Genomic DNA, 21760 nt, shown 5'->3' on the forward strand with positions numbered 1-21760 from the left:
TTCTCGTTTGATAACACAACCCAATCACAATGAAAAAACTCCTTATTCCAGTGGCGATTATCGCCGTTTTAGGTATTTACTTGTACACAAAGGCTGTGGGGACATACAATCAGTTTGTCCAAACAGAAGAAACCATCAACGGAATGTGGGCTGAAGTAGAAACTCAGTACCAACGACGTGCTGATTTGATTCCAAACTTGGTGAACACAGTGAAAGGCTACGCGGAATTTGAACAAGAAACACTCACAGGCGTGGTGGAAGCAAGATCCAAAGCCACTTCTGTTCAAATCGATCCCACCAATCTTACTCCAGAAAAACTTGGAGAATTTCAGAAAGCTCAGGATCAGCTTTCCGGCGCTTTGAGTAGACTTTTGGTTACGATCGAAAAGTATCCAGACCTTAAGGCTAACCAAAACTTCTTGGAACTTCAGGCTCAGCTCGAAGGCACTGAAAATAGAATTTCAGTGGCGCGAAGAAATTTCAACGAGTCGGTGCAGGCATACAATCAAAACTTGAGAACCTTCCCGAACAACATCTTTGCAGGTTGGTATAATTTCGAAGCTAAAGGATACTTCCAAGCATCGGAAGGCGCAGAAAATGCACCAACAGTCCAATTCTAAGAAAGCCCATGGCAGAAAAATTATTTTCTCCGGAACAAAAGAAAGAAATCGTCTCAGCCATCCAGCGTGCTGAGACGATGACTTCCGGTGAAATACAGGTTCACATCGAAAACACCTGTAAAGGAGACGTTTTAGATCGAGCTGCAGAAGTCTTTGAATCACTGAAAATGTATCAAACCAAAGACCGAAATGGAGTCTTGATTTACTTGGCAGTGAAAGATCAAAAATTTGCGATCCTTGGTGACGCAGGGATCAATAGCAAGGTACCCAATGGATTTTGGGAGGATACCAAAAATTTGATGGCGGGATTTTTCCGGCAAGGCAAATTTTCCCAAGGTTTGATTGAAGGAATTCAACATGCCGGATGCCAACTCAGCACCCACTTCCCTTACGACGCCGAAGGCGACCAAAACGAATTATCGGATGAAATTTCTTTCGGCTAAGAGGCCCGTCTTTCTCTTAATATTCCTGATTTTGACTCAGCTAGGTTTTGCCCAGGATTTCCCTCCTGTTCCAAATCCTCCCCGATTGGTCAATGACTTCACTGGAACCTTATCCTCTCAGGAAGTTCAGCAATTGGAGCAAAAGCTGGTCGCATATAATGACAGTACCTCTACCCAGATTGCCATTGTGATGATGCGTTCGGTAGGCGAGTATGATATTGCAGACTACTCCTTCCGATTGGCAGAAAAATGGGGGATCGGGGGAGCAAAAAATGACAACGGGATCCTGATTCTAGCGGCAATGGATGACCGAAAGGTATTTATCGCCACAGGCTATGGACTGGAAGGCGCTGTGCCAGATGCCCTTGCCAAACGGATTGTGACGAGTCTAATCGTACCTAATTTTAAAATGGAAGCCTATTATGAAGGGTTGGATAAAGCAACCGACATGATAATCAAGCTGGCTTCAGGAGAGTACCAAGCCGATGAAGTGACTTCAGATGGAAATTCAGGAGGAGCTGGATTGGTAATATTCTTATTTATCCTTCTTTTTATCATCCTTCCGTTGATCAAGAATCGAAAAGATAACGACAACCACATGGGAGGAAAAGGTGGTGGTGTAGATATCTGGACGACCATCATGCTCGCCAATATGCTCAAAGGCTCAGGTCGAGGCAAGTGGGGTGATTTCTCTTCCGGAGGTGGATCCTTTGGAGGCGGAGGTGGATTTGGAGGATTCGGAGGTGGATCCTTTGGTGGTGGCGGTGCTGGAGGAAGCTGGTAAAAAAAATTACAGTCTCAGTAAGCTCTATTGCTGAGACTGTATTATTTCCAGTGCGTCTTGAATTAGGTCTTGCTCAAATCCTCTGGACATCAAGTATTGAATCACTTTATATTTTTTGATGGACAAGTTGGGTTCTTTGGTGGAGAGCCACTTCTTTTCTACTTCTCGTTGCAAGGTCTCCGCATATTCTTCCAAATCAATCTCTGAAAGGCCAAGTTGGATACATTGTTTACTGATCTGTCTCATACCCAATTCCCTTGAAATCCTAGATTTCCCCCATCGCTTGAGGCGGAATTTGCCTCTGGCAAAGGCTCTGGCAAATCGCTCTTCATTCAAAAATCCATCACTGATTAAACCGGCGATGAGTTCTTCCTGAGCCTCCCCATGGATACCTTTTTCGAATAGTTTTCTTCGAACATCCCATTGGCAGCGCTCCTGATAAGCGCAGAATGTTTCCAGTTTTCCTTTAGCCTCATGGATCGTCCATGACTTTTTTGGCTCCTCGCCAGGGTAATTTTTTCCCCAAGTGGACATTTTTAGGTAATTTCAGCCCAAAATACTCTCTGCTCAAGTTTTTTCAAACCTAAAATAAACAAGCCTAACTATGAGAAAGAAAATCGTTGCTGGTAACTGGAAAATGAATATGACCTTCGAAGAAGGCCAAAAGCTTACTTCAGAAATTGTCAATATGTTCCAGGACGAAGCCATCCAAGATGTGACGGTTGTCCTCAATCCTCCTTTTCCACATATTCATCCTGTCAAAAAATTGATTGGTGATGTTCCTGGAATCTACCTCGGATCACAAAACTGTTCCGATAAAGAGTCCGGGGCATTTACTGGAGAAGTTTCTGCAAAAATCTTGGCTTCCTTTGGAGTTCAGTATGTGATCCTTGGACACTCTGAGCGTCGCGAATATTTCAAAGAATCCAATGAGCTTTTGGAAGTAAAAGTAAAGCAGGCATTGGCTCATGGTTTGACACCGATCTTTTGCTGCGGTGAGTCTTTGGAAATCCGCATGGCGGGTACGCATGAATCCAATGTGAAATTCCAGCTTACCCAAAGTTTGTTTAGCCTTTCTCCAGAAGATTTTTCAAAGGTTGTTATTGCCTATGAACCTATCTGGGCGATCGGTACTGGAAAAACAGCTACTTCTGATCAAGCACAAGAAATGCATCTGGCGTTAAGACGTCATATTGCTACCAAATACGGAAAGGAAATCGCAGGAAATACATCCATTCTTTATGGAGGTAGCGCCAATCCAGGCAATGCCAAGGAGCTTTTCTCCAAGCCAGATGTTGACGGCGGATTGATCGGTGGCGCTTCGCTCAAATCCCGTGACTTCATCGACATTGTCAAGTCATTCTAATCAAATTTTCAATATAAAATCTAAGGTAGGTCTGTGAATTCACAGACCTATTCTTTATCCCCCAACCATGGAATATCTCGAGTTTAAAATCAAGTGTTCGGAGGATTTCCGAGAAATATTAATCGCTGAATTGGCTGCAATTGGCTTTGATTCTTTTCTGGAAACTGAGGACGGAATAGATGCCTATTCTCCGGAGGAAAGCTTTGATCGAGAGAGTTTTCAGCAAATTATCGACGAATATCAGGAAGCGGGACAGATTTCCGTTTTGGAAGGAAAAATGCCTAAAGTCAACTGGAATGAGGAGTGGGAGAAAAATTATGATCCTATTGAAGTAGACGATTTGGTGTATGTGCGGGCTTCCTTCCATGAATCCAAACCTGGATTTGCCCATGAGATAGTCATCAATCCCAAAATGTCATTTGGGACTGGACACCATGCGACTACTTTTCAGATGCTTAAACTCCAGGGTCAGATTGACCACGCAGGAAAAAGGGTCTTGGACGTGGGTTCGGGAACAGGAATTTTGGCGATTATGGCTCACTTGCTTGGCGCAAAATCCGTAGAGGCATTTGATATTGATGATTGGTGTGTGGAAAATGGAAACGAAAATTTTGATCTCAATGGAATGCATACCCGAATGGGATTAGGGACCATTCGTGATGTAAAACTCCAAGGCCTATTTGATATCGTTCTTGCCAATATCAACAAGAATGTTCTTCTGGATGAAATGGAGATTTATTCAAGCCTGCTTATTCCTCAAGGATATCTTTTATTGAGTGGATTTTACACAGAAGATGTAGTGGATCTGGAGGAAAGAGCAAAGGAATTTGGTCTCACTTTACTTAAATCTTCCGCAAAGGATAATTGGGCGGCATTGATTTTACAAAAAGCTTAATATGAAGGAATTAGTAATATATTCCGTGTTATTGCTGACAGTTTTAGGACATGCATTTGCAGCAGTTCGGATGTATCGGGAAGTGAATGGAGACCAAACGCTGAGCTTTCATGAAAAAAACAACTGGAAGTTGAGAGCGCTAATTTCCCCATTGATCTATTGGTTCTATTATCGAAAGGATAAAAGCCGCCGAAATTCGCAGCGATAGAAACTTTTTATCCAAAAAGTACGCTATTAGGCTATCACCCAAATTCCGAGCAAGCATAGGCTTCTCGATTACTTTTATAATTTTATCCCATGGAGTTCGTCTGGAAACAAAAACCCAAAGCATCGCAAGCTGCTATTGAGCGATTAGGCAAAGAGATCAATGTTAACCCGATATTGGCCAATATGCTGATCAATCGAGGCATTGAGAGCTTTGAACAAGCTAAAGATTATTTCCGACCAAGTCTAAGTCAGCTTCATGATCCATTTCTGATGAAGGATATGGACCATGCTGTTCAAAGAATCCAGCAAGCTATCCAGCAAGAGGAAAAAATTTTAGTATATGGGGATTACGATGTGGATGGAACCACTGCTGTAGCCTTGATGTACAGTTTTTTAAAGGGGTTTTATCCGCATGTAGAATTTTATATCCCAGATCGCTACAAGGAAGGTTATGGCATTTCAGAGCGAGGGGTACGTCATGCAGCCGAAAACGGATTTAAGTTGGTTATTGCTCTTGACTGTGGAATCAAAGCCATTGATAAAGTTCGTCTTGCTAAGGAACTGGGCGTGGATTTCATCATTTGCGATCACCATACACCCGGTGATCAGCTTCCGCCAGCCGTAGCTGTCCTAGATGCAAAACGAGTAGATTGTGGATATCCTTATAAAGAACTGAGTGGTTGTGGAGTTGGATTTAAACTGATCCAGGCTTATGCAAAAGCAAGCGGAATTGAGGAGTCTAACCTGTATTCTTATTTGGATTTATTGGTAGTCAGTATTGCTGCTGACATTGTCCCTATTTCTGGAGAAAATCGGATTTTGGCTTACTATGGCCTTGATCGGATCAATAATACTCCTCGGCCTGGATTGAAGGCTTTGATTCTTCAAGCCAAAGTCGAAAAGGAAATTCAAATCTCTGATATTGTCTTCAAGATCGGACCCAGAATCAACGCCTCAGGACGACTAGAACATGCGCAAGCCTCCGTGGAGCTGTTGATTTCTTCCAATCTTGATGAAGCCATCGAGCGAGCCAAATTGGTCGATGAGGTGAATGCCACTCGACGCAATTTTGATGAAAATATTACCAAAGAAGCATTTGCAATGCTTGCCGAACGTGAAGAGGAGACAGAATGGAAATCCACCGTACTCTTCAAAGAAGATTGGCATAAAGGCGTGATTGGAATTGTAGCCAGCCGCTGTATCGAAAAATATTACCGGCCTACCATCATCCTTACTGAGTCCAACAACAAAGCCACGGGAAGCGCCAGATCAGTGGTGGATTTTGATATTTACGAAGCGATTGCCGAATGCTCCGAATTGCTGGACCAGTTTGGAGGGCACAAGTATGCGGCAGGTCTTACTCTATCAGTGGAAAATGTGCCTGCCTTTCAGGCTAAATTCGAACAAGTAGTCCGAAGCCGAATTGAAGAGATTCATCGGAAGCCCGTCATCGAAATCGATGATGTATTGCTTTTGGACCAGATCAATTACAAATTCTACAATATCCTGAAGCAAATGGCACCATTTGGGCCAGGGAACACGGAACCTATTTTCAGGATTACCAATGTGTACGCCGATGAGGTTACAGTTTTGAAGGACAAACATTTGCGCTTCAAGATTGTCCAAGACGGTCAGGTGACCACTCCGGTTTGTCTTGGGTTTGGCATGGCAGATCGCGCCAAAGATCCTGATTTGACCACAGTCAATATGCTAAGAGGGAAAATGCGCTTCGATTTATTGGCTGAAATGCGTGAGAATTTTTTCCGTGACAAAAGCAGTTTGCAACTCTACGTGAAAGACATCAAATTTGACTGATATGATGCTCCGAGCTGAACACCTCGTAAAAATTTATAAAGGCCGTCGTGTGGTCAGTGATATCTCCGTGCAGGTAGAGCAAGGAGAAATAGTGGGTCTTTTGGGACCTAATGGAGCAGGGAAGACCACTTCATTTTACATGATTGTGGGCCTTATTCAGCCCAACGAAGGAAAGATTTTTTTAGAAAATGATGACATCACAGGCCTCCCGATGTATAAGCGAGCCAAACTTGGAATCGGATATTTGGCCCAGGAGGCATCCGTATTTCGCAAGTTGACGGTGGAGGAGAATATCTTGGCTGTTCTTGAAATGACAAATCTTCCAAAAGCACAGCAAAAAGAAAAAGTAGAGATGCTTTTGGAGGAATTCAGCTTAACCCACGTCCGAAAAAACTTGGGAATGGTCTTGTCTGGAGGAGAAAGAAGAAGAACTGAAATTGCACGTGCCCTTGCGGTCGATCCTAAATTTGTGCTCTTGGATGAACCATTTGCGGGAGTTGATCCCATTGCCGTGGAAGAGATCCAAACCATCGTCGCCAAATTAAAAACCAAAAATATTGGCATTCTAATCACCGACCATAACGTCAACGAAACGCTTTCCATTACTGATCGAGCCTATCTGATGTTTGAAGGAAAGTTGCTTAAAGCAGGGACAGCTGAAGAGCTCGCTGCTGATGAGCAAGTTCGAAAGGTGTATTTGGGAAGTCAATTCGAGCTGAAACGCAAAATTTTTAACTGATGGAAGTGATAAATAGCTTCATGACCTGGATTTTTAAAAACAGGCTGAAGCAAATTGATTTTTTCAAAAACAACCCGGTGGCGGTTCAGGACGCTACTTTGCGGGAGCTCATTGAGGCGGGTAGTAAGACGGAATATGGAAGGAAGCATAAGTTTGAATCTATCCGAACGTATCAAGATTTTTCACGACAGGTTCCCTTGGTTGATTATGAGACGTTCAAGCCCGAAATTGAAAAAACCATGGCTGGTCGTCAGCAGGTTTTTTGGAATGGGCCTATCGAATGGTTTGCAAAATCCTCAGGAACTACCTCCAGCCGTAGTAAATACATCCCAGTTTCCAAGGAATCACTCGAAGAATGCCACTTTAAAGGCGGCAAAGACATGCTTTCTTTGTATGTCAATAAATACCCGGATACGAAATTATTCACCGGAAAAAGTCTTTCTATTGGAGGTACGCTAGAGAAAAATCCACTCAATCCTCAGGGTTCGGCAAGAGCAGGCGATGTATCGGCGATCATCATGCAAAACCTTCCCATTTGGGCGCAGTTTGTTCGCACTCCATCTTTGGAGACGGCTTTGATGTCTGAGTGGGAGGCCAAAATTGAACAGATGGCCAGAGAAACCATGAATGAGAATGTCACCTCTATGGCAGGGGTCCCTACTTGGACGATTGTTCTTCTCAGACGGATTCTAGAATTGAAAAAGGCCAAACACATTTTGGAAGTATGGCCAAATTTGGAGGTGTTTTTTCATGGTGCTGTTGCTTTCGGGCCCTACAAAAGCTTATTCAAAGAATTGATCCCTTCGGAAAAAATGAGGTACATGGAGACTTACAATGCCTCTGAGGGATTTTTTGGAATTCAAGATCGGATTGATTCCGATGAATTTCTCTTGTTGTTGGATTATGGGATTTTCTTTGAATTTATTCCCATGGAAGAATGGGATAAAGAACAACCAAAAGTGATTCCTTTAGCTGATGTGGAGGTGGGGAAGAATTATGCAGTAGTGATTTCTACCAATGCTGGCCTTTGGCGGTATAAAATCGGCGATACAGTTAAGTTTACTTCTACGCTTCCTTACCGGTTTAAAATCTCAGGCAGAACCAAGCATTTCATCAATGCTTTTGGAGAGGAAGTCATTGTCGAAAATGCCGAATCAGCGATTCAATTTGCCTGTGAGCAAACGGGAGCTAGTATCACCAATTTTACAGCTGCACCGGTTTATTTTGGAGGAGCGGATTCCAAAGGCGCCCATGAATGGGTGGTAGAATTTAGTACCCCACCCCAAGATCCAGAAGAATTTGCAGGAATCTTGGACCACCGACTTCGAGAGATTAATTCGGATTACGACGCCAAGCGACATAAAAACCTGGCTTTAACCCGATTGATTTTGCATCAGGCTCCTGCTGGATTGTTTGAATCTTGGTTGGGTAAAAAAGGAAAATTAGGCGGGCAGCATAAGGTCCCAAGACTTTCAAATTCCCGGGAATATATCGATGAGATTTTGGCATTGATGCCCTGATTTACCATTAATGCCTGGAGATTCAGCGATCTCTAGCTACCATCCGCACAAAATTGTTGGGTAATTTTTTCTTAGGGCCATATCTTAAGGATTCCTTCTACCTGAATTTTAGCATGAGCCGGATCCATCTTATTTTAATTTATACGCTTGTAGTAGCGGCATTTTCATTGGCTGGGTTGGCCTTTTGGAATACGAATTCTGAAGAAAATATCGAACAGGATTTCGTTGAGGTCCAGCCGATTGTTTCTTATTCCTCTTTTTCCCGTGATTCGATTCGACTTTTCTCACTTCCTACAAGTGTGGATTTTGCTGGCGAAATGGTCCCTTTGGACCAGCCCGATGTCATGGAGCGACTGGAGCGGGAGATTTATGTCAATGCCTATTGGGAATCGAATATGATCTTGCTGATGAAGCGGTCAGGGAAATACTTTGATGAGATTGACAGAATATTTACGGAAGCTGGGGTTCCTACCGACTTCAAATACTTAGCCCTCGCAGAAAGTGGATTGATGAATGTGGTGTCTCCAGCTGGAGCAAGGGGATTTTGGCAGTTTATGGAAAGTACAGCCAAGGAATATGGGCTAGAAGTCAATAAAGAGGTGGATGAACGCTATCATTTTGAAAAGTCAACTCGTGCTGCTGTTCGCTATCTCCAAAAAGCGCATGCTAAATTCGGAGATTGGACGGCCGTGGCAGCAAGCTATAACATGGGACAAACCGGCTTTTCCAAAAGGCAATCCGAGCAATTTGAAAAAAACTATTATAACCTATACCTAAACGAAGAGACCAGCCGGTACCTTTTTCGAATCCTTGCCTTCAAAATCATTTTTGAGAATCAAGGTGAATTTGGATTTCATTTAAAGGAAAAGGATTTCTACAAAAACCCTGAATTCAAGAAGATTAAAGTGGATCGAGATATCAAGGATTTGGCTGCTTGGGCTAAAGGTGAAGGGAGTACTTACAAACAGCTTAAGTTGTATAATCCTTGGCTCAGAGATAAACGACTAAATGTTCGCAGAGGGAAAGTTTATGAAGTAGTTTTGCCAAAAGAATAATCTGTTTTCACCCCAAAAAGATTTTCTGATTCATCGCCCTCAACAAACTATTTGCTTCCGCAATAGGTTTGTTAGCCAAGCTTAATCGATTTCCCATGTCAACTGGTCAAGAGGCTTTATTCCAAAAAGCCACTCAGTTTATCACCCAATACTATAAAGAGAATAATCTTCAAGGTCTAGCGGAAAGGCTCGAACAAGTCGGTAGTCAGATAGCGCTTAGAGCAACCTATGATCTTACAGAAGAGGAATTGAGTTTTGGTGCAAAGCTCGCCTGGAGAAATAGCAATCATTGCATTGGAAGGCTTTTTTGGAAGAGTTTGAAAGTTCGGGACAGAAGAACCCTGCATTCTGCAAAGGATATTTTTGAAGATTTGCTAGAGCATTTAGAGTTTGGATTTAATCAGGGGAAGATCAAGTCGGTCATTTCCATATACTCAAGTGAAGGACCCAGTCGGTTTCGAATTTGGAACAAGCAATTGATCCGATATTCGGGGTACCTTCAGGAGGATGACTCTATTGTTGGGGATCCAGATTCCGTAGAGTTCACCCAGATTTGTCAAAACTTAGGATGGAGCTCTAAGGGAACTGCATTTGATGTCCTCCCTATCGTGATCCAAAAAAATGAAGAGACCCCAGAATGGTTTGAATTACCAGAAAGTTTAAAATTTCAGATTCCACTTCGCCATCCCGATTATCCTCAACTAGACGAGTTAGGTTTACAGTGGTATGCCCTTCCAGTTATTTCGGATATGCGATTGGAAATCGGAGGTCAGGATTTTCGATGTGCGCCATTTCATGGCTGGTATATGCTTACAGAAATTGCCGTCCGAAACCTGGGAGATGAACACCGGTATAATCTTATTCCCAAGATTGCCCAAAAACTAGGTTGGGATACCTCCCAAAATCGTAAACTCTGGAAGGATAAAGGCTTATTGGTCTTGATGGAAATGGTGCTGAGTTCTTTTCAATCGGCAGGAGTTACGCTGGTAGATCATCATACTGCCTCCCAGCAATTTTTGGAGTTTTGTCAAATTGAATCCCAAAAAGGCAGAGAAGTGCAGGCTGATTGGTCATGGATAGTACCTCCCACCGCGGGATCGACGACGGGAGTGTTTCATCGGGAATGGCCAAATGAGGTTCATTCACCCAATTTCTTTTACCAAAAACCCAAGTGGATCAAAACTCGAAGTGCCGAAAATCGCGCTTCGGCTTGTCCCTATTCCTCCCTCTCCTAGACGACCGATTCCCAAAAGGAATCCTTTGATTTTCCGAGTCTTTCCTTTCGGGAAATTTCTGAATTTCTTGAACCAGTTCTTAGGTTAGGGGGTTACTTATCCTTGGGGAAAAATTCCCCAATCCTAGAAATAACCCTACCTTTGCCCCTTGCAAATTTTCTCCATTCTATGAGTCAAGCCCCTGCTAGTCAAGAAGAATTTATTGAAATTTTTGGAGCCCGAGAGCATAATCTGAAAAATCTGGATGTAAAAATCCCGCGGAATAAACTCGCCGTGGTGACTGGACTTTCAGGCAGTGGAAAAAGCTCTTTAGCTTTTGATACGATCTATGCGGAAGGTCAGCGGAGGTATATGGAGAGTTTTTCCGCCTATGCGAGATCCTTTTTGGGAGGAATGGAGCGTCCGGATGTGGATAAAATCAATGGTTTGTCTCCAGTGATTGCCATTGAGCAAAAAACCACTTCAAAAAATCCCAGGTCTACAGTTGGGACGGTGACTGAGATCTATGACTTCATGCGATTGCTCTACGCTCGTGCTGGAGAGGCGTACTCCTATTTGACAGGAAAGAAAATGATCCGTCAGACCGAGGATCAGATTTTTGAGCAGCTATTTTCCAAGTTTTTGGGCAAGAAGCTATACATCCTTGCCCCCGTAGTCAAGGGCCGAAAGGGACATTACCGAGAGCTCTTTGAGCAAATCCGGAAGATGGGATTTGCAAAAGTTCGTGTCGATGGAGTGGTGATGGACATCGTCCCCAAAATGCAGGTTGACCGTTATAAAATTCACGATATCGAGATCGTAATTGATCGAATTGTGGCAGATGAGTCAGATCGCTTCCGGATCACTCAATCGTTGAAGTCGGGGCTTCAGCATGGAAAAGGGGTAATCATGATTCGTGAAGAAAACGGTGAGATTCATCATTTTTCGAAGTATCTGATGGATCCGGAGACGGGACTTTCTTACGATGAACCAGCGCCAAATTCGTTCTCATTTAACTCTCCCTATGGAGCTTGTCCTACTTGTAACGGACTGGGGATTACTGAAGAAATTACCCGCGAAAGTATAATCCCAGACCCAAGTCTAAGTATTACCAGAGGTGGAATTGCCCCACTGGGAGAATATCGGGATATCTGGATTTTTAAGAAAATCGAGGCGATTCTGAAGCATTACAAGTGCTCCATGAGTACGCCAATCAAAGATCTGCCGGAGTCAGTAGTAGAAGTGCTATTGTTCGGAGACAAAGTGGAAGTTGCAGTGGATTCGGTGAAATATCCGGGTACCAAATGGCACACGACCTTTGAGGGAATTGTCAACTTTCTTCAGAAATATCAGGAAGGAACTTCGGATAAAATCCAGGATTGGGTTTCTGAGTTTACCATCACGCAGACGTGTACCGATTGTCAAGGATATCGACTCAAAAAAGAGGCCCTTCATTTCAAAATCTATGAAAAGCACATTGGGGAGCTTGCCATGATGGATATTCGATCACTTTCAGAGTGGTTTGAGGGAATTGAAGAAAGGATGACCGAAAAGCAACGGGCTATTGGTACGGAAGTGTTGAAGGAAATCCGAAAGCGAATTGGCTTTTTGGTGGACATTGGATTGGATTATCTTTCACTCAATCGACCTCTTCGAACCCTTTCGGGAGGTGAGGCACAGCGAATTCGTCTGGCAACCCAAATCGGAACCCAGTTGGTAGGGGTGCTCTATATTTTAGATGAACCAAGTATCGGTCTCCACCAGCGAGATAATGTCAAATTGATCAAAGCACTGCAAAGCCTCAGAGACTTGGGAAATTCTGTCCTAGTGGTGGAACATGACAAGGACATGATGTTGGAGTCAGACTTTGTGCTGGATATGGGGCCAGGAGCAGGCCGACATGGCGGGCATGTAGTCGCTATGGGGACACCCGATCAAATTTTGAAGTCTAATTCTGTAACTGCCCATTATTTGAATGGAACCATTGGCTTACCAATTCCTGAAAAACGACGAGAAGGAAAAGGAAAGCAACTGGTCTTGCGCGGTGCTTCTGGGAATAACCTCAAGAATGTGGATTTGGAACTTCCGCTTGGCACCTTGATTTTGATCACCGGAGTTTCGGGAAGTGGAAAAAGTACGCTAATTCATGAGACATTATTTCCGATTTTGAATCGAGAATTTTACAATTCAAAAAAGGAGCCCATGCCTTTCAAAAGCATCGAAGGCTTGGAGCATTTGGACAAAGTGATTGAGGTGGATCAAAGTCCTATTGGACGAACGCCAAGGTCAAACCCGGCAACCTATACAGGTGTCTTTTCTGATATTCGAACACTCTTTACTGAACTGCCAGAGGCAAAAATCCGAGGCTATAAACCAGGTAGATTTTCCTTCAATGTGAAAGGCGGAAGATGTGAGGATTGTGAAGGAGCCGGGATGAAGTTGGTCGAAATGGACTTCCTACCTGATGTCCACATTCCATGTGAGACCTGCAAAGGGAAGCGGTATAATCGGGAGACTTTGGAAGTTAGGTTTAAAGGAAAATCCATTTCGGATGTCTTGGATATGACCGTTGAACAGGCGGTTGAATTTTTTGAATTTCAACCTAAAATCCTTCGAAAAATCAAGACGCTTCATGATGTTGGTTTGGGCTATATCACCTTGGGCCAGCATGCTACGACCCTTTCAGGTGGTGAAGCACAACGCGTAAAGTTGGCTACTGAATTGTCGAAGAAAGATACCGGGAAGACCTTTTATATTTTGGATGAGCCGACCACTGGACTTCATTTTCAGGACATTGATTTACTGATGGGTGTTCTTCAGAAATTGGTAGATAAAGGAAATACGGTATTGATCATCGAGCACAACTTAGATGTGATCAAGGTGGCCGATTATGTAGTCGATCTTGGTCCAGAAGGAGGAAATAAAGGAGGAACAATTCTGGTGCAAGGGACACCTGAAAAAGTAGCAGCTCATCCAAGCAGCCATACTGGGAGATTTCTTAAGGAAGAATTAAAAGCTAAATCCTGACCTGTCTGCCTTTTATCAAATTACAGAATCCGAATAATCGGGAAAGTCTAATTTTGTCTCCCAATGAATAAAGCGAGATTATATTGGATTCTGCAAGTTTTGGGCTGGGGAGCCTTTGCGATTGTCAATATCTCTTTTGCCTCGCTATCTAGAGGGATTACCCCAAAGCAGACTTGGGCCTTCGTAGCTTTAGCCTTGTATTATCTTTTGTCCACTCATGCCCTCAGGCATGTGGTAAAGACCTATGACTGGTTTAAGCTGGGAATATTCAGATTGCTGATTCAGACTCTCGGTGCACTTTTTACGCTTTCCGTGGTCAATGTTTTCGCACAGGTGTTGATCAACGTCGCCTTTGGGACTCTCAGTCCCGAACAGGATTTTAGAGCTTTGGTCATTTCAGTAAACCTGTTTGTGAGTTTCTTGTATTACTCCTTTTGGTTTCTCCTTTACTTTTTGTTCCACTTCTTGGACAATTACAACAACAGCTTGAAGTATGAAGCTAAAATCAATGAAATTAGGCTGAATCATCTCAAGAGTCAGCTCAATCCACATTTCATATTCAATGCCTTAAACTCAGTGAGGGCCTTGGTGGATGAGGATCCTGAAAAGGCAAAGACGGCGATCACCCGAATTTCAAATATGTTGCGCTTTTCGCTCATGATGGACAAGAAGCAGGTGATTGATTTTGCAGACGAACTCGCCACAGTCAAAGATTATTTGGAGCTGGAATCCATCCGATTTGAGGAGAGACTTGAGGTGGTTTATGAAATTGAAGATGAGGCCTTCGGATACAAAATACCCCCCATGATGCTTCAAACCATTGTGGAAAATGCCATCAAACACGGGATTTCAAACTTAGTCAAAGGGGGCTTAATTGAGATTCGATGTCGAGAAGGGCTAAATGATGAATTGTACATTCAAGTCCGAAACAGTGGGTATCTGAACGAGAAAAAGAATAGAGAAAAGCCAGAAGAAAGTGGGCATGGATTAGAAAATACCAAGCAACGGCTTAAGCTATTGTATGGTGAATTTGCCAGCTTTCGGATTTTCAACTCCGGAAACCATTTTGTGATTACCGAAATAAAAATTCCAAAACAAAGAGTAACTTTAGAATAACCAACATCCCAACAATGAGAGCCATAGTAATAGACGACGAACGACTAGCACGGAAAGAATTGATCACCCTGCTCAATCAACTGGAAACCGTAGAGGTAGTTGGTGAAGCTGTAAACGTCGATGATGCCAAAGAGAAAATCGAACAACTTCAGCCGGATGTGATTTTTTTGGATATCCAAATGCCTGAAAAAACGGGCTTTGACTTACTGGAAGAGCTCGATCATGTGCCTCACGTTATTTTTACCACTGCGTATGATGAGTACGCCTTGAAGGCATTTCAGGTAAATGCCTTGGATTACCTACTCAAGCCCATTGAACCAAAACGACTAGAAGAAGCGATCACCAAGCTAGTGGGTAAAATAGAAGGGATCAGCCGTCGTGAGGACAATGGAGGATACTTGAATCAAAAGAAGCTGACCTTGGAGGACCAGGTTTTTGTCAAAGATGGAGATCGTTGTTGGTTTGTTAGACTTTCCAATGTTCGTCTGTTTGAATCAGATGGAAACTACATCAAAGTGTACTTCGATAATTTTAAGCCAATGATTCATAAGTCTTTGAATGCTTTGGATGAGCGTCTGGATGAAAAATCATTTTTCCGGGCAAGCCGAAAGCACATCATTAATTTGGGTTGGGTGGAAGCGATCGAGCCTTGGTTTAATGGAGGCTTAGTGGTGACGCTTCGAGGTGGTGACCGAATTGAAGTAAGTAGACGTCAAGCAGCTCGATTTAAGGAGATGATGAGCCTTTAACCCAAGGACCAAAAAAACCATTTGATTTCCCGAAGAAAATTTGGACATTGGGTAAAATAAGAGATATACTTTCTTTTATTTGCTGAAAGATTAACAGCTTTTTGGAACACCCGAAATTGATATCCTATGAAAGAAGAACGCATTCTGATTGTTGAAGATGATCCTAGCATTGCAGAGAATATTCAGGAAATTCTTGAGCTCTTGGATTTTGTCAATATTGACGTTGCCAATTCTGCCAACCAGTGTATAAAAACAATCAAGAAAAACCGGCCTGATCTGGTTTTTATGGATATCAAACTTAAGGGAGATAAGGATGGCATCGAGCTGGGTGAGATCATCCATCAGATGTTTGACGTTCCCTTGGTTTTTGTGACTTCTTATTCCGATCCTACCATTATCGAACGTGCCAAACGAATTAATCCTGCCGGATTTATAGTGAAGCCGTTCAATACCAACGATATCCACGCAATCGTTGAAATTGTCCTTTATAACAAGCGAACCAAGCCTGCCTCAGAAGCTGTCGCTGTGAAGGCTGTTACAGAAAGTCCATTCCTAGTCAATGACGCGGTATTTATCAAGGCTGACAATGCTTTTGAGCGTGTGCAGTACGATGATATTTACTATGTGGAGGCGAATGGAAACATGGTAACGATCTTCACCAAAAACCGTGATTTTCACATCCGAAAGTCGATGAAGGAAATTGAAGACATTTTGCCTTCAACCATGTTTTTACGAGTTCAAAAATCCTTTATCGTGCACTTGGGACAGATCGAAAGCTTCAACACCAAAGAGATCAATTTGAAGCAAGGCTCGGTGGTGCAGGTAGGAAGACAGTATTACAATAGCTTCTTGGCCAAATTGAATACCATCACTGAAAGTTAAGTTTAGCAATTTTAACTCTCAAAGGGTTAAACCAAAAGACAAAAAAAGAGGCGGACACGATCCGCCTCTTTTGATTAACCAAACAATCAACCAAATTAACCCTTACGAGTTTTTTCTTTAGCAAGTCTCAGATTCTTGGGACTTTTCGCTTTTGAGGAGGTTTACCTGATAAACTTCAGGTTGCTGATTAGATTCAAATCCGATCTGTGGAGTTGGTTTAGTAGTTTCAAATCGGGCAGTATGTTTTTCAAGATTGGCTTCTGTTTTTGCTTTGATTACAATGGTCATTGCCATGGCCATTCCCAAAGCAGCACAGATGTTTTTTTGGGAGAAAATTGAAGAATTCATGGCAGTAAAATTTTTGGTTTGTTTTCGTATTGTGTTTAATGCCAAAAGACGACCAAAATTGAAAAATGGCTTCAATTGATCAGAAATGCAGGTTTGGGCTTTTTCTAATGTACAGTTTCGTACACACTCCACTCAAGCTCGGACAATATCCCAAACAAAATTTGGTTACACTTAAGGGAAAAATTCTTCCAATTGGTTAAAAAAAAACGACCCGAATTACTCGGGCCGTTTGAAAGATTTATTTTCTATTGATTACAACAACTCATTTGCCAGATTAGCCAGCTCTGAGCGTTCACCTTTCTCCAGCTTGATATGTGCATAGAGCGGATGGTCCTTGACCCGATCGATGAGGTAGGACAAGCCGTTGGATTGAGAATCCAAGTAAGGCGTATCAATCTGGAAGACGTCACCGGTGAAGATGATTTTGGTATTTTCTCCCGCGCGGGAAATGATCGTCTTGATCTCATGTGGGGTCAGGTTTTGCGCTTCGTCCACAATGAAGAAAATATTCGAAAGTGAGCGTCCGCGGATGTAAGCCAGTGGCTGAATCACCAGTTTTTCCTGATTGACCAGTTCGGTGATTTTCTGATATTCTTTATCCGTCTCTTTGTATTGATTTTGGATAAACTTCAGGTTGTCCCAGAGTGGCTCCATGTAAGGATTGAGCTTGGACTTGATGTCTCCAGGCAAGTAACCAATGTCTTTATTGCTCAATGGGACGATCGGTCTGGCTAAGAAAATCTGCTTGTAATCTCTTCGCTGTTCGAGTGCACCTGCCAAAGCAAGGAGTGTTTTTCCCGTACCGGCTACACCTTGGATAGAAACCAGCTTGATATCCGGATTCATGATGGCATGAAGCGCAAATGTCTGCTCCGCATTTCGCGGCTTAACATTGTAAGCCAAGCGTTTATCCACCCGTTCTAAAATATTCTGGTCTGAATTGAAATAGGCTAAAACCGAATTTTTGTCGCTTTTTAGAATATAATAGGCATTGGCTTTTCGCTTTCGAGTGCCCAAAATTGCTTTTGCCTCAATAAAACCTTGCTCGTAGAGTTTATTGATAGCGATCGGATCCACATCATCGAGCATGTATTTGCCGGTATTCTCGAGCTCGGTGATGTTCTTGATTTTGCCTGTCTCGTAATCCTCCGCATGGACATTGAGGGACTTGGCTTTCAGTCTGAGATTGATGTCTTTCGAAACCAAAATCACTTTTCGGGTCTTTTCAGTTTCCATGAGATGGACTGCGACATTGAGGATTTTATTATCATTTTTTTCCTCTCCAAAAATTTTGATCGCATTTCGCTCATTCTCCGGATGATGCATCATTACCCGAAAGAAACCCTTGGTCTTCCCATTAAGCGGAGTCCATTGGTCGATACGCTGATCTTGGGACAGCTTGTCTAAGAGACGAATAAACTCCCGTGCCTCAAAGTTTTTGGTATCGTTGCCTTTTTTGAACTGATCCAGTTCTTCTAGTACTGTGATCGGAATGACCACGTCATGTTCGGCAAAATTCATGATGGAATTGTGTGCGTAGAGAATCACTGAAGTATCTAGCACAAAGATTTTCCGATCTTTTTCGGATTTGGCTCTAGGCATGCGCAGGAAAATTGTAGTGGTGTAGTGTTGAAATAATTTAGAAAATTATCTCTGTGATTTTCGATTTTCCGGCAAGAAATTAAGGTTAAGAATTATCAATCACTCTGATGGTGTTGAAAATCAAAAGGATAAAAATTGTGGGATTTTAATTGAAGAGCTTTTAGCAATTTGTTGTAAAGAGCTGGAAGACCGATGACCGGAGACCGGAGAGCTCACTTCGGTCTTCGGTCTCCGGTCTTCCTTCTAATTTTCCTTAATCCAACAACGCACGGATATCCTCGTTATCCAAGGACTTCATAAAGCTCTCTTCATTGGAGATCAGTTCGCCCGCAAGTGCGAGTTTACGGTCCTGAAGGGCCATGATTTTTTCCTCGACAGATCCGCGGGTGATGAATTTGTAGATAATGACTTTATTTTCCTGACCGATTCGGTGAGCTCGGTCGATCGCCTGAGCTTCCACGGCAGGATTCCACCAAGGATCGAGCAGGAAGACATATTCTGCTTTGGTTAGGTTGAGGCCGACACCACCGGCTTTGAGGGAGATCAAAAAGACCTTGACATCCGGATCGGTTTGAAACTTTTCGACTTGTCCCTGACGGTCTTTGGTCGAGCCATCGAGGTAGGCATATGGAATACCCTCCCGGTCCAAAAACTCCCGGACAATACTTAAGTGTCTTACAAACTGACTAAAAACCAGTACTTTGTGATCTTCTGAAATGGTCTCCTGAAGCATGTAGGTGATGTCCTCGAGCTTGCCTGATTCGCCTGTATAATCCTCGCGAACAAGTTTGGGGTGATTAGCGATCTGACGAAGCTGGGTCAAGCCTCGAAGCAAGGTAAACTGTTGGGCTCCACGACCCGCTCCCGCAAGCTCTCCAATAATTTTTTCTCGATAATAGCTTTTGATTTCCTCATACACTTTTTCCTGTTCGGCGGTCATGTCAGAATACTTCACATTCGTGAGCTTTTCAGGAAGGTCTTTGGCAACTTGGGATTTTAAACGGCGGAGAATAAAAGGCTTGATCATCGCATGAAGTCGTGATGATTTATCCTTGTCATTTTGCTTTTCGATCGGTTGGAGAAACTGCTTTTTGAAGATGTTTTGATTTCCCAAAAGACCCGGATTGACAAAGTTCATCTGTGACCAGAGATCCATGGTGCCATTTTCTACAGGAGTACCTGTCAGGATCAGCCTTCGCTTACTTTTCAGTTTATTGACGGCAATAGCAATATTGGAAGTTGGATTTTTGATAGCTTGAGATTCATCCAAAATCACATAGTTGAAATAAAAATCTTTCAACACATCAATATCCAATCTCACAATGCCATAAGAAGTCAAGACGACATCATAGCCTCTAAACTTCCATGGATCTTTGATTCGCTGGGTGCCTGAATAGACTAAAATTTTCAAGTCAGGAGTGAATTTTCGAGCCTCAAGCTCCCAGTTGTAAATCAGGGAAGTAGGCATGACCAATAAGGAAGCAAAACCTGGATTTTCTTCCTTTTCATGGGCAAGAAGCGCGAGTGTTTGGACTGTTTTTCCCAAACCCATGTCATCGGCAAGACAGCCTCCAAATTGGTATTCATTCAAAAAACGTAACCAATTATATCCTGCTTGTTGATAAGGGCGAAGTGAACCTGCGAATGAGGCTGGGATTTGATACTCGTCTATGGCATCAAAATTTCGAAGTCGCTCCAACTTCAAGCTCAGGTTTAGCTTGATCAATTCGCCGTTTTGGAGTTCTCGGGCAAAGGCAAGGTGATGTTTTCTCAAGACCAATTCCTCCGATGACCGCTCTTCGATGAAATTGAAAAGCTCAGAGTAATTGACAAACCAAGAAGCTGGAATCACGGCAATCTCTCCGTTTGGAAGCTCAAATTCAGTTTTGCCTTGGATAATTAAGCGGCGCACTTTGGCAAAAGGAACCAAATACACCCCAAACTTGATCATGGCTTGGACGTCAAACCAATCGATATTTTCATTGATTTCAATCGAGATGTTCGCTTTGCCGATGTGGTAAGTTTTGCCGTTGAGGCCATTCTTATGAACTAGTTTGATTTTGTGTTCTTTTAAGAAGTCCTCATTATTTCCCATCCATTCAAAAGCTTGAGTTTTGGGCATGGCCATTTTGCCATGGGTAAATTCCAAGCCTTGTTTCTTCAGAAAACTGACAATCCGATCCTCGTTTTTGGGCGTTCGGACTGTTTTATAAAAAATATAGGTTCCGTCTTTTTCTTCCATTCGGCAGGAATTTCCGGATCCTTCTCCTGAGGCTGAGATGATTCCGAAGTCGAAGTCTCCGTATTTGAATCGAGGTTCAAATACGATGATCTCACGATTTTCAGGTAATATTTCATTTCCAAAAAGATCCTCAATCGATTCTCCACCTGGCAGTTCTGAAAAAGTCAAAAGTGCTTCAGGTGTACCAGTTTCAGCATGAATATCAAATCCTTTAGCTTCAACTTCAAATTGCGTGATCAGTGCCGTGATGAATTTTCGATAATATTCTGGTTCAAATCTCCGCTCGATTAAAATATGACTTTTGGAAAGGAAAGGTTGAAGCTTTTTCCCGTCGATTCCCATGTCGAAATGAAAAAGCTGTTGGTCCACAATCAACCAAGCAGGATCCTTGCAAATGAGATAGCCCCCTTTATGTTGCCACTTCAAAAGGTGACCTTGAAATTTGATTTTGGGATAATAAAGAGTATTGAATTCTCCTTTTTCAAAACAGAAAATCACCTTTGCCTTTTCTGCATTAATGATGATCTCCTTATGGGTTGGATTTCCATCAGAGCCTGTTTCAAACAGCCGTTTGCCAATCAATAAAGGAAGTATTTTGGACCGTTTAAGCTCTAGATTTTTAAATAGTAACTCTTGGGTAGTTTTGTCTTCTGTTTTGGGATCAAATATTTTATGTAAATATTCTTTGGGTCTCAAATTCCCTTTTTTCATATAGGGTTTGATCACCACTTCGGGCTGCATGGAGTCCATCAATTTGATCAACTCATAGTCCGTTTTATCCAACCCTGCATCAAATTCTTTGGCATTTGCCGAACTGATGTTTTGATAAGCATAGGTAAATCGACCCTTATCATCTAGCTGAACAACATAAGATTCTAAAAGCAAGCCAAGGTATTCATGATTGAAAATGGCATAAACTATTTGAAAGGGTTGTTCGGAGTTTACTATCATATACTATTTTTCTATATAGTACTACTTAGCAAAAGCATATACTATATAGCATTTTAGGGTGGTGGATTGAACAGAGTATTCAACTTGAAAATTACTCAATTAATCTAAAAATCAGGTGTCAAATAAGATTTAAAACAGTTTAGCTGCCAGAAATAATCAAAAATCAACGGGATTTGGCTTATTCT

19 protein-coding genes are annotated in these 21760 nt (G+C 42.5%); 15 read left to right on the forward strand and 4 right to left on the reverse strand.

Annotated elements, in window-relative coordinates; genetic code table 11:
• Positions 1-29: 29 nt before the first annotated feature.
• Genes AO498_RS03320 through AO498_RS03330 form a run of 3 tightly spaced genes read left to right on the forward strand, consistent with a single transcriptional unit; the run spans position 30 to position 1847 of the window.
• Positions 30-620 (forward strand): LemA family protein, encoded by a 591-nt coding sequence (locus AO498_RS03320; protein ID WP_067543738.1) that lies wholly within the window; start codon positions 30-32, stop codon positions 618-620.
• Positions 621-628: 8 nt separating this feature from the next.
• Positions 629-1063 (forward strand): TPM domain-containing protein, encoded by a 435-nt coding sequence (locus AO498_RS03325; protein WP_067543740.1) that lies wholly within the window; start codon positions 629-631, stop codon positions 1061-1063.
• Complete coding sequence (locus tag AO498_RS03330; RefSeq protein ID WP_067543742.1) at positions 1044-1847, forward strand: TPM domain-containing protein; 804 nt, start codon at positions 1044-1046, stop codon at positions 1845-1847. Before AO498_RS03325 ends, AO498_RS03330 begins: the two co-directional genes overlap by 20 nt.
• Before the next feature lie 24 nt (positions 1848-1871).
• On the opposite strand, the gene AO498_RS03335 is transcribed toward AO498_RS03330, so the two are convergent.
• Positions 1872-2381, reverse strand: a complete 510-nt coding sequence (locus tag AO498_RS03335; protein WP_067543744.1) for a regulatory protein RecX — start codon at positions 2379-2381, stop codon at positions 1872-1874.
• Between the two features lie 70 nt (positions 2382-2451).
• Here AO498_RS03335 and tpiA point away from each other — a divergent pair, with 70 nt between their 5' ends.
• The 12 genes from tpiA (at position 2452) to AO498_RS03395 (ending at position 16432) form a co-directional block, all read left to right on the forward strand.
• The gene (gene tpiA, locus AO498_RS03340) at positions 2452-3213 is read left to right on the forward strand and encodes a triose-phosphate isomerase (protein WP_067543746.1); all 762 of its coding nucleotides are present in this window, start codon (positions 2452-2454) and stop codon (positions 3211-3213) included.
• A gap of 67 nt (positions 3214-3280) precedes the next feature.
• Entirely contained in the window at positions 3281-4108 is an 828-nt protein-coding gene (prmA, locus tag AO498_RS03345; protein ID WP_067543748.1) for a 50S ribosomal protein L11 methyltransferase, read from the forward strand.
• A gap of 1 nt (position 4109) precedes the next feature.
• Positions 4110-4316 carry a hypothetical protein gene (locus AO498_RS03350; RefSeq protein ID WP_067543750.1) on the forward strand — a complete coding sequence of 69 codons (207 nt, stop codon included), beginning with the start codon at positions 4110-4112 and terminating at the stop codon, positions 4314-4316.
• A gap of 89 nt (positions 4317-4405) precedes the next feature.
• Positions 4406-6130 (forward strand): single-stranded-DNA-specific exonuclease RecJ, encoded by a 1725-nt coding sequence (gene recJ / locus AO498_RS03355; RefSeq protein ID WP_067543752.1) that lies wholly within the window; start codon positions 4406-4408, stop codon positions 6128-6130.
• Position 6131: 1 nt separating this feature from the next.
• Positions 6132-6869 (forward strand): LPS export ABC transporter ATP-binding protein, encoded by a 738-nt coding sequence (lptB, locus tag AO498_RS03360; protein ID WP_067543754.1) that lies wholly within the window; start codon positions 6132-6134, stop codon positions 6867-6869.
• Positions 6869-8389 carry a GH3 auxin-responsive promoter family protein gene (locus AO498_RS03365; protein ID WP_067543756.1) on the forward strand — a complete coding sequence of 507 codons (1521 nt, stop codon included), beginning with the start codon at positions 6869-6871 and terminating at the stop codon, positions 8387-8389. Before lptB ends, AO498_RS03365 begins: the two co-directional genes overlap by 1 nt.
• A 113-nt stretch (positions 8390-8502) precedes the next feature.
• The gene (locus AO498_RS03370; RefSeq protein ID WP_067543758.1) at positions 8503-9444 is read left to right on the forward strand and encodes a lytic transglycosylase domain-containing protein; all 942 of its coding nucleotides are present in this window, start codon (positions 8503-8505) and stop codon (positions 9442-9444) included.
• Positions 9445-9539: 95 nt separating this feature from the next.
• Positions 9540-10679: a nitric oxide synthase oxygenase gene (locus AO498_RS03375; RefSeq protein WP_067543760.1), complete on the forward strand. Its 1140-nt coding sequence runs from the start codon at positions 9540-9542 to the stop codon at positions 10677-10679.
• A gap of 168 nt (positions 10680-10847) precedes the next feature.
• A complete protein-coding gene (gene uvrA, locus AO498_RS03380; protein WP_067543762.1) occupies positions 10848-13685 on the forward strand; it encodes an excinuclease ABC subunit UvrA in 2838 nt (945 codons plus the stop codon).
• A gap of 63 nt (positions 13686-13748) precedes the next feature.
• Positions 13749-14801: a sensor histidine kinase gene (locus AO498_RS03385; protein ID WP_067543764.1), complete on the forward strand. Its 1053-nt coding sequence runs from the start codon at positions 13749-13751 to the stop codon at positions 14799-14801.
• A gap of 14 nt (positions 14802-14815) precedes the next feature.
• Positions 14816-15550: a LytR/AlgR family response regulator transcription factor gene (locus AO498_RS03390; RefSeq protein ID WP_067543766.1), complete on the forward strand. Its 735-nt coding sequence runs from the start codon at positions 14816-14818 to the stop codon at positions 15548-15550.
• A 126-nt stretch (positions 15551-15676) separates the two neighbouring features.
• Positions 15677-16432: a LytR/AlgR family response regulator transcription factor gene (locus tag AO498_RS03395; protein WP_067543768.1), complete on the forward strand. Its 756-nt coding sequence runs from the start codon at positions 15677-15679 to the stop codon at positions 16430-16432.
• 117 nt (positions 16433-16549) lie between these two features.
• Here the strand turns inward: AO498_RS03395 and AO498_RS17120 are convergent, their stop codons facing one another.
• The 3 genes from AO498_RS17120 to AO498_RS03405 form a co-directional block, all read right to left on the reverse strand.
• On the reverse strand, positions 16550-16780 hold the full coding sequence (locus AO498_RS17120; protein ID WP_148660177.1) for a hypothetical protein: 231 nt from the start codon (positions 16778-16780) through the stop codon (positions 16550-16552).
• Between the two features lie 252 nt (positions 16781-17032).
• Positions 17033-18382, reverse strand: a complete 1350-nt coding sequence (locus AO498_RS03400; protein WP_067543770.1) for a PhoH family protein — start codon at positions 18380-18382, stop codon at positions 17033-17035.
• Between the two features lie 253 nt (positions 18383-18635).
• Positions 18636-21575, reverse strand: coding sequence for a DEAD/DEAH box helicase (locus tag AO498_RS03405; protein ID WP_067543772.1), 2940 nt, complete (start codon positions 21573-21575; stop codon positions 18636-18638).
• Between the last annotated feature and the right edge of the window lie 185 nt (positions 21576-21760).

It is taken from the genome of Algoriphagus sanaruensis (assembly GCF_001593605.1).
Classification (GTDB): domain Bacteria; phylum Bacteroidota; class Bacteroidia; order Cytophagales; family Cyclobacteriaceae; genus Algoriphagus; species Algoriphagus sanaruensis.

Bases quoted from the DNA above. Each gene is read 5' to 3' on its own strand.
- AO498_RS03320 (WP_067543738.1), top strand. From the start codon at position 30: ATGAAAAAACTCCTTATTCCAGTGGCGATTATCGCCGTTTTAGGTATT.
- AO498_RS03325 (WP_067543740.1), top strand. From the start codon at position 629: ATGGCAGAAAAATTATTTTCTCCGGAACAAAAGAAAGAAATCGTCTCA.
- AO498_RS03330 (WP_067543742.1), top strand. From the start codon at position 1,044: ATGAAATTTCTTTCGGCTAAGAGGCCCGTCTTTCTCTTAATATTCCTG.
- AO498_RS03335 (WP_067543744.1), bottom strand. From the start codon at position 2,381: ATGTCCACTTGGGGAAAAAATTACCCTGGCGAGGAGCCAAAAAAGTCA.
- tpiA (WP_067543746.1), top strand. From the start codon at position 2,452: ATGAGAAAGAAAATCGTTGCTGGTAACTGGAAAATGAATATGACCTTC.
- prmA (WP_067543748.1), top strand. From the start codon at position 3,281: ATGGAATATCTCGAGTTTAAAATCAAGTGTTCGGAGGATTTCCGAGAA.
- AO498_RS03350 (WP_067543750.1), top strand. From the start codon at position 4,110: ATGAAGGAATTAGTAATATATTCCGTGTTATTGCTGACAGTTTTAGGA.
- recJ (WP_067543752.1), top strand. From the start codon at position 4,406: ATGGAGTTCGTCTGGAAACAAAAACCCAAAGCATCGCAAGCTGCTATT.
- lptB (WP_067543754.1), top strand. From the start codon at position 6,132: ATGATGCTCCGAGCTGAACACCTCGTAAAAATTTATAAAGGCCGTCGT.
- AO498_RS03365 (WP_067543756.1), top strand. From the start codon at position 6,869: ATGGAAGTGATAAATAGCTTCATGACCTGGATTTTTAAAAACAGGCTG.
- AO498_RS03370 (WP_067543758.1), top strand. From the start codon at position 8,503: ATGAGCCGGATCCATCTTATTTTAATTTATACGCTTGTAGTAGCGGCA.
- AO498_RS03375 (WP_067543760.1), top strand. From the start codon at position 9,540: ATGTCAACTGGTCAAGAGGCTTTATTCCAAAAAGCCACTCAGTTTATC.
- uvrA (WP_067543762.1), top strand. From the start codon at position 10,848: ATGAGTCAAGCCCCTGCTAGTCAAGAAGAATTTATTGAAATTTTTGGA.
- AO498_RS03385 (WP_067543764.1), top strand. From the start codon at position 13,749: ATGAATAAAGCGAGATTATATTGGATTCTGCAAGTTTTGGGCTGGGGA.
- AO498_RS03390 (WP_067543766.1), top strand. From the start codon at position 14,816: ATGAGAGCCATAGTAATAGACGACGAACGACTAGCACGGAAAGAATTG.
- AO498_RS03395 (WP_067543768.1), top strand. From the start codon at position 15,677: ATGAAAGAAGAACGCATTCTGATTGTTGAAGATGATCCTAGCATTGCA.
- AO498_RS17120 (WP_148660177.1), bottom strand. From the start codon at position 16,780: ATGAATTCTTCAATTTTCTCCCAAAAAAACATCTGTGCTGCTTTGGGA.
- AO498_RS03400 (WP_067543770.1), bottom strand. From the start codon at position 18,382: ATGCCTAGAGCCAAATCCGAAAAAGATCGGAAAATCTTTGTGCTAGAT.
- AO498_RS03405 (WP_067543772.1), bottom strand. From the start codon at position 21,575: ATGATAGTAAACTCCGAACAACCCTTTCAAATAGTTTATGCCATTTTC.